Genomic DNA, 14,666 nt, shown 5'->3' on the forward strand with positions numbered 1-14,666 from the left:
GGGTCAGCAGCCTTCTTCGATAATGAGCATCGCCTGGTGGTTGTCGTTGCGGAACTCGGCGAGCCAGAACGCGCTGTGGGGCGGGGCCTCACCCGCGAAGTAGCGGTGCACGCGTTCCAGGAGCGCGTCGCGGGCGCTGCCGGTGACCTCGAGCGGGTCCGGGCCGTACGCGTGCAGGATCCGCAGGCCGGGGCGGTTGAGCAGGCGGCGTAGCGGCGGGCCGGGCTTGTCGATGCGGCGGCCGCGCAGATGCCAGCGGACGCCGCCGGTGTCGGTCCAGTGGCCGGTGCTGATCGGCTGCGGCCAGCCGCGGGACTGCTCCGGCTCGGGTTCCTGGGGGCCACCGCTCATGGTCACATCGTGGCAGCGGCGGCCCCGGAGGGCGACGGAGTTACGGTCAGGCGACCGGGGTGTGCTGGAGGGCCGCGGCGAGGGATTCGGCGTTCTTCTTGTCGACGCGGGGGAAGGTCAGGGAGATGCCGTCGCCCTCCTGGTCGCCGAAGGCCAGGCGGAGGACGCTCATGGTGGCGAATTTCGACTCGGCCAGGGTGACCTGGTTGCGCGGGAGCTCGCCGATGATGCGCTTGCCGGGGCCGCCCAGGAACGTCTGGGTCAGGAACAGGACCCGGCGGTCGGTGACCACGACGAACTGCTTGCTGGTCTTCGTCAGGACCGTGCTGAGCAGCGCGCCGCCACCCTCCATGATGAGGCTCTGCTTGAGCGCCGTCCCGAACCGGCTGGCCGAGAACTTGCCGACCAGGGCCCGGGCCGCGGCGATCGGCTGCTCGCCGGGCTGCAGGACCGAAGCGACCTGGTCGAAGGCGCGGGTCTCGAGTTTCTGCTGCATGTCATCCCCCGTTTTCGGGCGGCGGGTTCGCCGGCACCGCGCAAGATCCTAATGACGCGGCAGGAGATCCAGATCGGACGATCGGCTGATGCTCGTACGGGTGTCTTTCGGCCGTACGCCACACGACTCGTGAGATAGTCCGCTATCGGCCGATTTTGAGGGAACGTGTGATGAAGGTGCGGACGGTCGCACCCCTGACGGTCTGCATCGTCGCTGGGGCCGTTGATGGTTGGCTCGGCGTCGCTTACGGGCAGGCACCCGGCACTGAGCGAGCCGTGGGGCTCACCTTGGAGCTGCTGTTCGCGGTCTCGGGAACGGCGGCGCATCTGTTGCGGCCGCGGAGCCGGATCGATCTCGCGCTGTCGGCGATGTGTCTCGCCGGGATCGCGTCGGATGTCAACATCGGGCTGCAGCTGCCGTCCGAGCTACCCGATCGGTCCCTGACCGTGCTCCTGGGCGTGCCCGGTCTCTGGTTGCAGATCCCGATCGTGTTCCACTTGATCCTGGCGTATCCGACCGGCCGGATCGACCGGCGCGGCGAGCGTCTTCTGGTTCGCGCGGCGACCGTGGCCGCCGTGCTGTTCTCGGTGCTGCTCCTGGTCACGAAGACGCCGGTGCCGCTCTGTGCCGGCTGGTGCGGGCCGAGTCCCGTGCAGCTGGTCGATGATCCGGAGCTCTATCTCGGGCTGCGCGGTACGGCGCTGGTGATCATGCTGGGCTTCGCGGCGGCCGGGCTGATACTGCTGGTGCGGCGCGAGCGGGATCCGCGGGAGGTGCGGCGGTCGTGACGTCCGCGATCTCCGTCGTGGCGGTCCTGATCCTCACCGGCCAGGTGGCCGGTCTGGTCGCGGCGTATCTGCGGGGCGGGCGGCCGGCACCGTGGGACGGCACGGTCGGTCTGGTGCTCGGCGTGGTGCTGTTCGGCGCCCTGCCGCTGCTGCTGGTCACCGGGCTGGTCCGGCAACGCCTGGCCTACGCGACGATCGGCGAGGTGCTGGCCCGCGTGCGGGACCTGCCGGCCGGCGAGCTCGAGGCGACGATCAGCCGCGCCACCGGGGACACCCGCGTGCTGATCGCCCATCTGGCGCACGACGGCTGGCGGGACACGTCAGGTCGCCCCTGCACGTTGCCGGACGCGACCTCGGGCCTCGCTGTCACGACGATCGGTACGCCTCCCCGCGCAGCCCTGGTGCACACGCCCTCGCTCGCCGCCGAGCCCGGGTTGCTCGGGTCGGTGCTGTCCCTGGTCGGCCTGGCGTTCACCGATCACGACACCGGAGAGCAGGAGCCCGTGCCGTACGCCTTCATCTCCTACCTGCGCGAGGACTCCGCCGAGGTGGATCGGCTGGTCGCAGCGTTGCGTGCGCACGGCGTCGAGGAGCTGCGGTTGCGGCTGCGCCCCCGGGACCGGCGGTGGTTCCTTCCCGTCCGGCTCGGGCCGTGTGAGATTCCCGCGCTGGAACTCGGGGCGGGCGAGACGCTGGAGGATCTGCACGCCGTGGATCTGGCTGAGGACTGGGATGCCGCGGTGCAGCAGTTGGTACGGGCGATCCGGGGCGCGGATCGGCCGGCGTGAGTGCGATGAAACCGCTCAGGTGGGGGTGGGATACGCCGATGGGCGGGTGAATCAGGTCTCCTCGGGGTGGGATCGGCCGGGGTGGGGTTGCCGGTGGTGGGAGAATCGTCCGGGGTTCCGGGTGGGGCGAGCAGAGGACGTTGGTGTAGTTGGGGTCGGCGCAGGAGTTCTGGCGGTTGGCGGACGATGAGTTCGAGCGGATGCTCGTGCTCAGCGGCGAGGCCGGGCAGATGGAGCTCAAGCTTGTCGTGCCCGTGTCGGCGCAGGCGGCGACGTGTGCGGCGCTCGGGGTGCGGATGAGCCGGGCGTCGGCGCGGCGGGTCTATTTCCTCGACACCTTGGGGCTGGCGCTCCGCAAGCACGGCATCGTGGTGCGGGTGCGCAGCAAGGCGCGGCAGGCCGGGGATTCGGTGATCAAGCTGCGGCCGGTGGAGCCGCGGAGCCTGCCGGGGCGGTTGCGGCGGTCCAAGCAGTTCGTGGTCGAGGTCGACGCGATGCCGGGTAACTTCGTGTGCTCGGGGGCGTTGAAGGAGCGGCTCGGTGTGGGTGATGTCGAGCGGGCGATCACCGAGAAGCGGCCGTTGCGCAAGCTGTTCTCGAAGCGGCAGCTGGAGCTTTTCGCGGCGCATGCGCCGGCCGAGGTCCGGTTCGACGATCTCATGCTGCTGGGGCCGGTGGAGGTGCGCCGGGCGAAGGTTACCCCGGCGGGGATGGACCGTGCGCTGACCGTGGAGCGGTGGACGTACCCCGATGGGTCCCGGATCCTGGAGATCTCCACGCGCTGTGCGACGGCGGAGTCCCTGCGGGTGACCAAGCGACTGGCCGCGGTGTTGCGGGCGCATCGGGTGGACATCGCCGATGACCAGCTCACCAAGACGCAGGCGACGCTGGACTACTTCGGCGGTGCCGGCCGGCGGGTGCGGACCGCCGCCTGACCGCCCCTCTTTTGCCAGTGCCGATAGTGGCCCCTCTTTTGCCAGTGCCGAGAGTGGCGGAGGGATGCCACTATGGCGGCCGCTGCCGAGCGGACCAAAGGGGCGAGGGATGATAAACGCTACGCAACGGATTCGTAGCGCAGTGGTGGTGGTCGTGGCAGCAGTCGCCGCTCTGGTCGCCGGTGTGCCCGCTCCCGCGTCGGCGATCGCCCGCGGGGACGACGTGCCGGACGGCAAGTATCCGTTCGCGGTGAAGATCACCGACATCGGCATCCCGACCCCGGACGGCGGGCGCCGCGACAGCTCCTGCTCGGCCGGGCTGATCTCGCCGCACTGGCTGCTGACCGCCGGGCACTGCTTCCGCGACGTGAACAACAAGCGCGTCTCGAAGGTGGTCGCGATCCGGACGTTCGCCACCGTCGGCCGCGCGGACCTCACCGGTGACGACGGTCAGGAGGCCGACATCATCGCGGTGAAGCAGGCCGGGGTCGCCGATGTCGCGCTCGCGAAGCTCGACCGCGCGATCACCGGCATCACCCCGCTCAAGCTGGGCACCAGGGCACCCGCGGTCGGCACCAGCGTGCGCCTGACCGGGTTCGGGTTCACCGACGAGAGCGACAAGGAGCTGCCGGACCGGATGCAGACCGGCACGTTCAGGGTGACGTCGGTGAGCAAGGCCGAGATCGGCATGACGGGCACGGCGCCGCACAAGAACACCAGCGCCTGCGAGCACGACTCGGGTGGCCCGTACTTCACCGAGGCCAAGAACGGCGTCGTCACCGTCGTCGGGGTTGTCAGCCACGGCCCGAGCTGCCCGCACACGGGCGCCGACGCCGCCGGGCGTACCGACAATCTGGTCCCGTGGATCAAATCGGTCGTCGGCAAGGATCTCGTGCCGTCCGCGTCGCCCAAGCCGTCGCTCCCCGCAAAGGCGAAGCCCACACCCAGCGCGGCCGTCAAAGCCGCCCCGGCCCCCGAGCCCGCCTCGGTCACCCGGTCCATGCTGCCGTGGGCGGGTGCCGCGGTCGCGGTGGGCGGCGTGGTCGCGGTGGCGCTGCGGCCCCGCAGGAAGCGCCGCAGCCGGCACCGGCGACTCTAGAAACCCCCTATTGAGATCAGAAAGAACCGGTCAGGTTCAGGTCGGTGCCGCTCGAGGTCTTCGCCACCACGCCGTACGCGTCATCGCCGGCATCCCGGCCCCCGTCCGCGTTCGTGTAACGGGCGTAGAACGTGTACGTGCCCGGGGGCACCGAGTCGCCCGAGGACAGCTCGAAACGGTAGACCAGGGCGTCCTGCTCCTCGGTGACCGTGCTCGTGACGCTCGCACCCGGAACCCGCTGACTGCCGCCGCGCGACACAAGGTCCGGCGTACGCGTCAATTTGACCAGGACCACCAGCTCGCTCAGCTCTTGCGTGGTCTTGACCGTGACCACGCTCGTGCCCTGGCTCGCACCCTCGTCCGCGTCGACCGAGCCGTCGGTCCACAGCGGGGTGTCCGCGGCCGGCCTGCTCGTCGCCGGCTTGCTGCTCGGCTTCTTCTTGGACGCGCTCGGTGATGGCGAGCCCGGGGTGGTCACCGTGGGTAGCGGCGACGCGAGCGAGACCACGGGCGCGGGCGGCTCCGGGATCGGCCCCCGCTCCCCCGCGAGCGCCCACTGCGCCAGCCCGCCACCACCGAGCAGCGCGACCACCGCGGCGGCCGCACCGGCCAGCCACATCGGAGCGGGCGAACGCCGCGCGGCCCGTTCACTGCGCATCGCCGTACGCGTGATCCGGTCGTACATCGCCTGACTGTCCGGCTGATGCACGGCCGCCTCCGCGCGAACCGCCCGGCGCACCTCATCCTCGACGAGTGTCACTGCGCCGTCTCCCAACCGTCGATAAGAGTCGTGTCGCCGCCCAGCAGGCCGGTGAGCTGCTTGGCACCCCGCGAGGTCGCGCTCTTCACCGCGCCGACCGAGATCCCGAGAATCCCGGCGACCTCCCGCTCGGACAGATCGAACGCGTACCGCAGCACCACACACGCCCGCCGGCGATGCGGCAACCGCCGCAACGCGCTGCGAACGTCCAGCACGGCGGGAATGTCGGACTCCGGCGCGCGCCGGAACGGCTCCAGCAGCCGCAGCCGTTCGCGCTGCTGACGGCGTACCCACTGCCTGGCCAGGTTGGTGACGATCCCCCGCCCGTACGCGGCGGGATGTTCCGCCGCCACCACCCGGTCCCAGTGCCGCCACACCTCGGTCAGCGCATCCGCCGCCAGATCATCAGCCACCGACACGTCCCCGGTCAGCAGATACGCCAACCGCGAGAACGAGTCATGCTGATCCTCGAAATAGGCACGGAACGCGGCTTCCCGCATCGGCACCCCATCACTCGCCCCGGGCTGACGCGCAGCCGACGTCACACGGCCCGCCTGCCGCGGCACCCGCAGAGCAGCTTCGACAGCAATCACACCCGCAAGTGGCCCAGCACCCCGAATAGGTTCGCTCTAGTGACTCAGGTCACAACCAATCCACGTGTACGCCCGGAGATGCTGAACGGCATGGACCGCGACCGGCTCATCGAGAAGGTGTCCGAGTACAACGACGCGGATGACCACGCCGGCACGTCCCGGCTGATCGCGCAGTGGCTGCTCACCCACGACCCCGCCGAGTCCCCGGAGGAACGCGCCGACCTGCTGCGGGAGCTCGCCGAAGCACAGCTCCGCCTGGGCGCCGAGGCGCGAGCGCTGGCCCTGCTCGACGCGGCCGCACGCCTGCATCCGCAGGGGTGGACCATGACTCTCTACCTGAACACACTCCGCGCCCGGGGAGAGGACCAGCGCGTCCACGATCATCTGGCGTCATGGCGAGCGCCCGCACCCGGCGGGACCTGGCCCGACCTGTTCGAGTTCTACCGGGACCTGAGGCTTCCGGCCCTCGCCCATCAGGCAGCCCAGCATGCACGCAAGGGTGTATGGAAGGTCTTCGTGCCGCCGCAACGGGGGCTGTGGTGGCGCACCGGTGGCCCACTGTGGTTCGTCCGGGCCGCCATGCGCCGCCGGGAACAGGATCGGCTCGTTCGCAAGCTGGGCACGGGCAGAGCCGCGGAGCCGGCGGATCTCGACGAAGTGGCGCGGGCAGTACTGGCGGCGGCCGACCGGGACGGCGTGGCATTCGATCAGGCCGCGAGGGCACAACGGTTACGCGGCGAGGGCAAGCCTGTCGAGGCGGCGAGAGTGCTGACTGGGGCGGACTGGCATCCCCTGGTACTGCTGGAGGCTGTCGGCGCGGCGCGCGACTGTGAGGATCTCGAGTTGGCTCTGCGGCTCTGCGCCCGCCTGGCCGAGCACGACGCGCAGTACAGCGGACTCGTTGACCAGACGGCACGGGCACTGCTGACGCGCGGCCATCTCCGGCAGGCCTGGGACGTGCTGGACACGCGGGGCGGCCATGCCGGGACCTTCCGCAGGCTCCGGATGGAGATCCTCCTCGCCGCCGGGCTGCCGCATCTGGCCGTCGGTGCCCGCGGCCGGCCGTCGCGGGCCGACCATGATCGTGCGGAGTGGCGAAACTGGTGGTGGCGGACCGGCGGCCCGGTGCCCTTCCTCCGGGCTCGTGGCATCCGGCGCGAGGAGATCGAGTTCGACTCCTGGGAACCCGCCGCCGATGCCACCACGGCGCTCACCGATCTCACCGCGGCGTTTGTCAGGGCCGCGGAGGTCGACGTCATCGTGTCGAAAGCCCTGGACCTCAGAATCCAGGACAACCATCCGGAGGCCGTGGCGTTGCTCGCCGCGTCGATCGATCCGGGCCGGCCCTCCGCATTGCTGCTGACCGAGCTGGCATCAACGCTGTGCTACTACGCGGACGATGACGAGAACGCACTGCTGCAGGCCCGCGAGGCGCGGGCCATGGACCCGGCCAGCCCGTCCGCGCTGGTCCTGGAGATGGAGATCCTCGGATACCTCGAACGGCGGCACGAAGCGCTTGTCGTTCTCGAGGCGCTCCCCGAGCACATGACGACGCTGCCGGAGATCCGGGACGCGAGGTCCGACCAGTTCCTGGGGCTGGGCCTCACCACGCTCGCGCACGAGGCATACGGTCCGGCGGCGGGGCTTCCATCGTGGATCCGCAACGGTCATCGGCGGCGGTTGTGGTGGCGCACCGGTGGGCCGCTGCGGGCCGTCCGCCGCAACCGGCTGGAGTCCGAGAGGCTGCTGCTGCAGACCTGGCAGCGGATCGGCCGGAACCAGGCACGGATCCTGGCGACCGTGGTCGGAGCGGAACAGGCTGTCCGGCTGCGGGCCGTGGCCGAGAGTTTCCACGCGCGCGAGAACGTTCAGCGACTCCGGTGGTCGAGGGCCCACGTGGTCACGCGCCTGGTGATCGGAGCCGCGGGGTCGGTCGCGGCGGGGCTCGCCCTGGCCTGGCTCGCCGGGGAGTCGTTGCACCTGGGCGTGGTCTGGCAGGCGGCCGTGGGGCTGGTCGGCGCCAGACTCTGCTACCTCGCGCAGAACACCGCGAACCGGTTCCCCAAGGCGATGCCGGGAATCGCCGCGGTGGCAGTCGCCGGTTATCTGGTTACCCGGCTGACAGTGGGATGGCCCGACTTCATCGGCGCTCTTGCGGTCGTGGCGGCGGGGATCGTCCTGGTGCAGCGCGGCGTGGGCGCGCTCGTGGGTGTCGCCGCGGCCCTGACACAGCGGCGGTTCCGGCGCCGGGAGCCGCGCGGGGCCGCCCTCAGCGAGATGCTCGACCTGCTGGACGACATCTCCCGGCCGGCGCGGCGCGCTGACCTGGCCTGGCGGCGACGGCGGCTGCAGACCCTGGAGCAGGTGGCGCTGATCATCGAGAGTGACCTGCCTGCCACGTTCGCCGCTCCGGACGCGCACACCGCGGAGCAACTGCGGCGGCGGGCGCGCGGGGCCGCGGCTGCGGTCCGGGAGCTCAAGTATCAGCTGGTCACCGGGCCTGCCGGGGGCTGGCGGCGGATCGAGGGGGTACTCAAGGCCGACATCGCTGCCCTTGCGACGGGATCACTTGCGCGGTTGCGGTACGCCGAGCCGGCCTCGGCGCGGGTGCAGACGCGGTCTCGGCGGCAGCTGGTCGCGTACATGGTGCGGATTTTGTTGTTTGCGGGGTTGCCGTTGGGGGTGGTGCTGGTCAGTCAGCCGTGGTTGCGGTTCAGCGAGACCATTCTGAACTGGGCTCGGCTGCTCGGGGTGGGGTGGGCGCTGGTGTATGTGCTGGGGACCGTGGATCCGACGTTCGCGGATCGCCTGCGGACGTGGTTTGCGCTGGTCAATCTGGGTCGGGGTAACGGGGATCCCGCTCAGTTGGACAGGGCCGAGCGGCCGGGTGGTGGGGAGCAGGCGGCTCGGCGGGGTGAGCGGTGAGAGGGGGTGTGCAAGTGAGTTCGGGGCGAGGGCCAACGGTTTTTGTTAGTTTCCTACAACTGTGGCGCCTCAGAGTGCCGCTCTTCAGCATGGCGCTGGTCGGCCTCAAGCGGAAGGGTGAACACTGCCGTGGACCCGTGTGTCACGGTGCGTAAGACATTGGACTACAGGAGGGCTCGGTCGGGTGTTCAGTCGTGTCGCCATCGTCAACCGGGGTGAGGCTGCTATGCGGCTCATCCACGCCGTGCGGGACATCGCCGCGGAGACGGGCACCAGGATCGAGACCGTTGCCCTGCACACCGATGTCGACCGGACGGCGACGTTCGTGCGGGAGGCCGATCTCTCGTACGATCTCGGGCCCGCGTCGGCCCGGCCGTACCTGGATCTGAAGACCCTGGAGCGGGCGCTGGTCGAGAGCGGCGCCGACGCCGCCTGGGTGGGCTGGGGTTTCGTCGCCGAGGATCCGGCGTTCGCGGAGCTGTGCGAGAAGGTCGGGGTCACGTTTGTCGGGCCCAGCGCGGATGCCATGCGCAAGCTCGGTGACAAGATCGGCGCGAAGCTGATCGCCGAGGAGGTCGGCGTGCCGGTCGCGCCGTGGAGCCGCGGCGCCGTGGAGACGCTCGACGCCGCGCTGGTCGCCGCGTCGGACATCGGCTACCCGCTGATGCTGAAGGCGACCGCGGGTGGCGGTGGGCGTGGCATCCGGGTCGTGACCAGCGCGGACGAGCTCGCCGACGCGTACGAGCGGACCAGCCAGGAGGCCGCGCGGGCCTTCGGCAGCGGCATCGTCTTCCTGGAGCGCCTGGTCACGGGCGCGCGGCACGTCGAGGTCCAGGTCATCGCCGACGGTGAGACCGCGTGGGCGCTCGGGGTGCGCGACTGCTCGGTGCAGCGGCGCAACCAGAAGGTCATCGAGGAGTCGGCGTCGCCGCTGCTCGACGCCGCCCAGGTGGCCGAGCTGAAGAGCTCCGCCGAGCGGCTGGCCGTCAAGGTCGGCTACCGGGGCGCGGCGACCGTCGAGTTCCTCTACCACCCCGGTGACCGGCTGTTCGCGTTCCTCGAGGTCAACACGCGCCTGCAGGTCGAGCACCCGATCACCGAGTCCACCACCGGGTTCGACCTGGTCAAGGCGCAGTTGCACGTCGCGTCCGGCGGCAAGCTCGAGGGCGTTCAACCGGCCGAGCGCGGGCACGCCGTCGAGGCCCGGCTCAACGCCGAGGACCCCGACCGGGACTTCGCGCCCTCCCCCGGGCGCATCGTGCTGCTCGACCTGCCGTCCGGGCCGGGCATCCGGGTGGACACCGGCGTCAGCGAGGGTGACACGATCCCCGCCGACTTCGACTCCATGATCGCGAAGATCATCGCGTACGGTGCCGACCGCGCGGAGGCCCTGGGCCGGCTGCGGCGGGCGATGGCCGAGACCACGGTGATCATCGAGGGCGGCGCGACCAACAAGAGCTTCGTGCTCGACCTGCTCGACCAGCCCGAGGTCATCGACGCCAGTGCCGACACGGGCTGGATCGACCGGGTACGCGCTGAGGGCCGGCTCGTCTCCCACAAGCACTCCGCCGTCGCGCTGGCCGCGGCCGCGATCGAGGCGTACGAGGAGGAGGAGCGCGTCGAGCGGCAGCGGCTGCTGTCGACCGCGTTCGGCGGGCGCCCGCAGGTGCAGCACGAGAGCGGCCGGCCCCTGGACCTCAAACTGCGAGGACAGGCCTATCGCGTACGCGTAGCGCGCGTCGGCGCCCACCGGTTCCGCGTCGGCATCGAGGCGGGGGCCGACGTGCGTACCGCCGATGTGGTGCTCGACCGGTTCGACCGGCACACCGGGCAGATCCTCGTCAACGGCGTCCGCCACCGGCTGCTCACCAGCACCTTCGGCCCGATCCACCTGGTCGAGGTCGACGGGGTGACGCACCGGGTCAGCCGCGACGAGGGCGGCGTCCTGCGCTCCCCCATGCCCGCCCTGGTCGTCGCGACGCCGCTGCAGGTCGGCGCGGAGGTCGAGGCCGGCGCCCCGGTGCTCGTACTCGAAGCCATGAAGATGGAGAACGTCCTGCGCGCGCCGTTCAAGGCCCGCGTCAAGGAATGCGTCGTCTCCGTGGGCAGCCAGGTCGAGACCGGCGCCCCGCTGATGCGCCTCGAACCGATCGCCGACGAGAACGAGACGCAGGAGGCGTCGTCGGCCGGTGCCGTCGAGCTGGACCTGCCCGAGGTGACCGCGGCGAGCCCGGTCCGCGAGCGGGTCGCCCGCGGCCAGGAGGACCTGCGCAGCCTGCTGCTCGGCTATGACGCCGACCCGCACGACGAGCGCCGGGTCCTCGCCGACTACGTCACCGCCCGCAAGGCGTTCGCCGCCGACGGTCAGCGGGCCCTCGCCGAGGAGCTCGACCTCGTCGACGTCTTCGCCGACCTCGCCGAGCTGAGCCGCAACCGGCCCGCCGGTGACGACGGTGGCAGCGACACCCACGTGCACAGCGCCCGCGAGTACTTCCACACCTACCTGCAGAGCCTCGACGTGGAGCGGGCCGGGCTGCCGGAGGCGTTCCAGGCGCGGCTCGGCAAGGCGCTGGGCCACTACGGCGTCAAGGATCTGGAACGTACGCCCGAGCTCGAAGCGGCCGTGTTCCGGATCTTCCTCGCCCAGCAGCGCGCGGCGGCCGACGCGACCGTCGTGACGACGCTGCTGCGTTCCTGGCTGCAGGAGGCGCCGCCGGACGAGGTGCTGCGCGAGCCGGCCGGTCTCGCCCTGGAACGCCTCGTCGCCGCCACGCAGGTCCGGTTCCCGGTGGTCGCCGACCTCGCCCGCGGCGTGGTCTTCGCGTGGTTCGCCCAGCCGCTGCTGCGAAGGAACAGGGCCCACGTGTACGCGGGCGTGCGCCGGCAGTTGCGGCACCTGGACGCGTACCCACAGGCTGGTGATCGTGCGGAACGGATCGCCGAGATGGTCCGCAGCACCGAGCCCCTGGTCCGCCTGCTCGGGCAGCGGATCGTCCGCGCCGGCCTGGACAACACGGCCATGCTGGAGGTGCTGCACCGCCGCTACTACGGCAACAAGGCCATCACCGGCATCCGCACCGGCGTGGCCGGCGGCACGACGTTCGTCATCGCCGAGCGCGCCGGCTCGCAGGTCTTCTCCGCCGCCGTCAGCTTCGACGCCCTGGGCAGCGCCCTGCGAGGGCTCAACGAGCTGGCCACCGGGCTCGCCGGGCAGGCCATCGACGCCGACATCTACCTCGCCTGGGAGAACCAGTCCGCGGACTCCGACGCGATGGCGTCAGCGCTGCACGAGGTCATCAACGCCAACCCCCTGCCCAGCCAGGTACGCCGGGTGACGGCCACGGTCGCCGGTCGCAACGGTGCCGTGATGCATCACCACTTCACGTTCCGCCCGGCGGGTAGTTCCTTTGCTGAGGAGCGGCTGATCCGCGGGCTGCACCCGTACATCGCGCAGCGTATGCAGCTGGAGCGGCTCCGCGAGTTCGACCTCACCCGCCTGCCGTCCTCCGACGAGGAGGTCTACCTCTTCCAGTGCGTCGCCCGGGAGAACCCCAACGACGACCGGCTCGTCGCGTTCGCCCAGGTCCGCGATCTGACCGAGCTCCGCGAGCAGGACGGGCGCCTGGTCGCGCTGCCCACCGCCGAGGACGTCATCGCCACCTGCCTCGACTCGATCCGCCGCGCCCAGTCCCGCCGGGCCTCGAAGAACAGGTTCAACACCAACCGGGTCGTCGTGTACGTCTGGCCGGTCATCGGCATCACCCGCGCCGAGCTGGAGATGATCGCCGGACGCGTACGCCCGACCACCGCCGGCGCCGGCCTCGAGGAGATCCTGTTCATCGGCCGCCAGCGTGACCCCCGCACGGGTGCGCTGACCAAGGCCGCCGTCCGGATCGCCTTCGACGCCGCCGGGGGCACCCAGCTCACCGTCGACGCCCCGTCCGACGCACCGATCGAGCCGCTCGACGGCTACCGGCAGAAGGTCCTGCGTGCGGCCGGGCGCAACACCGTCTACCCGTACGAGCTGACCGGTCTGCTGGGTGATTTCACCGAGCACGACCTGGACGCCTCGCACGCGCTGGTCCCGGTCGACCGCCCGAAGGGCAAGAACACCGCGGCGATCGTCGCGGGCGTGGTCAGCACCGTGACCCCGCTCTACCCGGAGGGCATCAAGCGGGTCGTGCTGCTCGGCGACCCGACGAAGTCCCTCGGCGCACTGAGCGAGCCGGAGTGCCGGCGCGTCATTGCCGCGCTCGATCTGGCTGAGCAGTTGCAGGTGCCGCTGGAGTGGTACGCCCTGTCGTCCGGTGCGCGGATCTCGATGGAGTCCGGCACGGAGAACATGGACTGGGTGGCGGCCGCGTTGAAGCGGATCGTGGAGTTCACCCAGGACGGCGGCGAGATCAACATCGTGGTCGCGGGTATCAACGTGGGCGCGCAGCCGTACTGGAACGCCGAGGCCACGATGCTGATGCACACCAAGGGCATTCTGGTGATGACGCCGGATTCGGCGATGGTGCTGACGGGGAAGCAGTCCCTGGACTTCTCCGGTGGCGTGTCGGCGGAGGACAACTTCGGCATCGGCGGGTACGACCGGGTGATGGGGCCGAACGGGCAGGCGCAGTACTGGGCGCCGGATCTGACGGCGGCTCGTAACGTGCTGATGGCTCACTACGACCACGCGTACGTTGCTCCTGGTGAGACTTCGCCGCGGCGCGCCGTGACCGGCGATCCTGTGTCCCGTGACATTTCGGACTTCCCGCACGTTCTGGACGGCAGTGACTTCACCACGGTGGGGCAGATCTTCTCCGCCGCTTCCAACCCCGACCGCAAGAAGCCGTTCGATATTCGTACGGTGATGCGCGCGCTGTCCGACCAGGACCACCCGGTGCTGGAGCGGTGGGCGGGCATGGCCGACGCGGAGACAGCGGCGGTGCAGGACGTTCATCTGGGTGGCATCCCGGTGTGCCTGCTGGGTATCGAGTCCCGGTCCGTGCCGCGGCGGGGGTTCCCGCCCACCGACGGGCCCGACACGTACACCGCGGGCACGTTGTTCCCGCGATCGTCGAAGAAGGCGGCTCGGGCGATCAACGCGGCGAGCGGCAACCGTCCGCTGGTGGTGCTGGCGAACCTGTCGGGCTTCGACGGCTCGCCCGAGTCGATGCGCAAGCTGCAGCTGGAGTACGGCGCCGAGATCGGCCGCGCGATCGTCAACTTCCGCGGGCCGATCGTGTTCTGCGTGATCTCGCGGTATCACGGTGGGGCGTTCGTGGTCTTCTCGAAGGCCCTGAACCCGAACATGACGGTACTGGCCCTCGAAGGCTCGTTCGCTTCGGTGCTCGGCGGTGCCCCTGCCGCGGCCGTCGTCTTCTCCGGCGAGGTCAAGGGGCGCACGGCGGCCGACCCGCGGGTGCGTGACCTGGAGGCCCGGGTCGCGGCTACCAGCGGGACGGAACGGGCTGCGCTGACCGCGGAGCTGGACGAGACGCGGGCATCGGTGCGGGCGGAGAAGCTCGGCGAGGTCGCCGCGGAGTTCGACCGGGTCCACAACATCCAGCGGGCCGTTGAGGTCGGGTCGGTCGACGCCGTCATCAGCGCGGCTGAGCTGCGGCCCCGGATCATCTCGGTGATCGAGAGCCGGCTCGGCTGAGCCATCCTTGAGCGACAGGCCGGCGCCTTCGGGCGCCGGCCTTCTTGCTGCCCCTCTTGCTGCCCCCTCTTGCTGCCCCCTCTTGCTGCCGTCCCCAACCCTGCCGCCATCACCCTTCTCGCCCTCGGCCTTCTCGCCCCCCTCCAGTGGCCTCGCTCTTCTTGCCTTCCCGTTTCTGTTGTGCCCTCCCGCTCTTCTCCTTGCCCCTGCTGTTGCCCTCCTCCGGTGTCGGATTTTGGCTTTCCCGGTGGGCTTCTGGGGCGGAATATTGTCGTACGCCT

10 protein-coding genes are annotated in these 14,666 nt (G+C 70.7%); 6 read left to right on the forward strand and 4 right to left on the reverse strand.

Features of this window, described 5'->3' with window-relative positions; genetic code table 11:
• Positions 1-3 precede the first annotated feature (3 nt).
• Together Ahu01nite_RS38920 and Ahu01nite_RS38925 are read right to left on the reverse strand one after the other, a co-directional pair.
• A complete protein-coding gene (locus Ahu01nite_RS38920) occupies positions 4-351 on the reverse strand; it encodes a hypothetical protein (RefSeq protein ID WP_203841750.1) in 348 nt (115 codons plus the stop codon).
• 46 nt (positions 352-397) lie between these two features.
• Positions 398-847, reverse strand: a complete 450-nt coding sequence (locus Ahu01nite_RS38925) for a hypothetical protein (RefSeq protein ID WP_203841751.1) — start codon at positions 845-847, stop codon at positions 398-400.
• A gap of 170 nt (positions 848-1,017) precedes the next feature.
• Between Ahu01nite_RS38925 and Ahu01nite_RS38930 the strand changes: the two genes are divergently transcribed.
• From Ahu01nite_RS38930 to Ahu01nite_RS38945, 4 genes are all read left to right on the forward strand, one after another.
• Positions 1,018-1,635 (forward strand): hypothetical protein, encoded by a 618-nt coding sequence (locus Ahu01nite_RS38930; RefSeq protein WP_203841752.1) that lies wholly within the window; start codon positions 1,018-1,020, stop codon positions 1,633-1,635.
• The gene (locus tag Ahu01nite_RS38935; protein ID WP_203841753.1) at positions 1,632-2,423 is read left to right on the forward strand and encodes a toll/interleukin-1 receptor domain-containing protein; all 792 of its coding nucleotides are present in this window, start codon (positions 1,632-1,634) and stop codon (positions 2,421-2,423) included. Before Ahu01nite_RS38930 ends, Ahu01nite_RS38935 begins: the two co-directional genes overlap by 4 nt.
• A 176-nt stretch (positions 2,424-2,599) precedes the next feature.
• A complete protein-coding gene (locus Ahu01nite_RS38940) occupies positions 2,600-3,358 on the forward strand; it encodes a hypothetical protein (protein WP_203841754.1) in 759 nt (252 codons plus the stop codon).
• A gap of 154 nt (positions 3,359-3,512) precedes the next feature.
• Positions 3,513-4,457 (forward strand): S1 family peptidase, encoded by a 945-nt coding sequence (locus Ahu01nite_RS38945; RefSeq protein WP_239159490.1) that lies wholly within the window; start codon positions 3,513-3,515, stop codon positions 4,455-4,457.
• A gap of 16 nt (positions 4,458-4,473) precedes the next feature.
• Here Ahu01nite_RS38945 and Ahu01nite_RS38950 read toward each other — a convergent pair whose 3' ends face one another.
• On the reverse strand, positions 4,474-5,217 hold the full coding sequence (locus tag Ahu01nite_RS38950) for a hypothetical protein (protein ID WP_203841756.1): 744 nt from the start codon (positions 5,215-5,217) through the stop codon (positions 4,474-4,476).
• On the reverse strand, positions 5,214-5,717 hold the full coding sequence (locus tag Ahu01nite_RS38955; protein ID WP_203841757.1) for a SigE family RNA polymerase sigma factor: 504 nt from the start codon (positions 5,715-5,717) through the stop codon (positions 5,214-5,216). The genes Ahu01nite_RS38950 and Ahu01nite_RS38955 overlap by 4 nt, the downstream gene beginning before the upstream one ends.
• A gap of 132 nt (positions 5,718-5,849) precedes the next feature.
• Between Ahu01nite_RS38955 and Ahu01nite_RS38960 the strand changes: the two genes are divergently transcribed.
• Entirely contained in the window at positions 5,850-8,735 is a 2,886-nt protein-coding gene (locus Ahu01nite_RS38960) for a hypothetical protein (RefSeq protein ID WP_203841758.1), read from the forward strand.
• 184 nt (positions 8,736-8,919) lie between these two features.
• Positions 8,920-14,385 carry an ATP-binding protein gene (locus tag Ahu01nite_RS38965; protein ID WP_203841759.1) on the forward strand — a complete coding sequence of 1,822 codons (5,466 nt, stop codon included), beginning with the start codon at positions 8,920-8,922 and terminating at the stop codon, positions 14,383-14,385.
• The last annotated feature ends 281 nt before the right edge of the window (positions 14,386-14,666 follow it).

The sequence above is a fragment of the Winogradskya humida genome (assembly GCF_016862215.1).
Lineage (GTDB): Bacteria > Actinomycetota > Actinomycetes > Mycobacteriales > Micromonosporaceae > Actinoplanes > Actinoplanes humidus.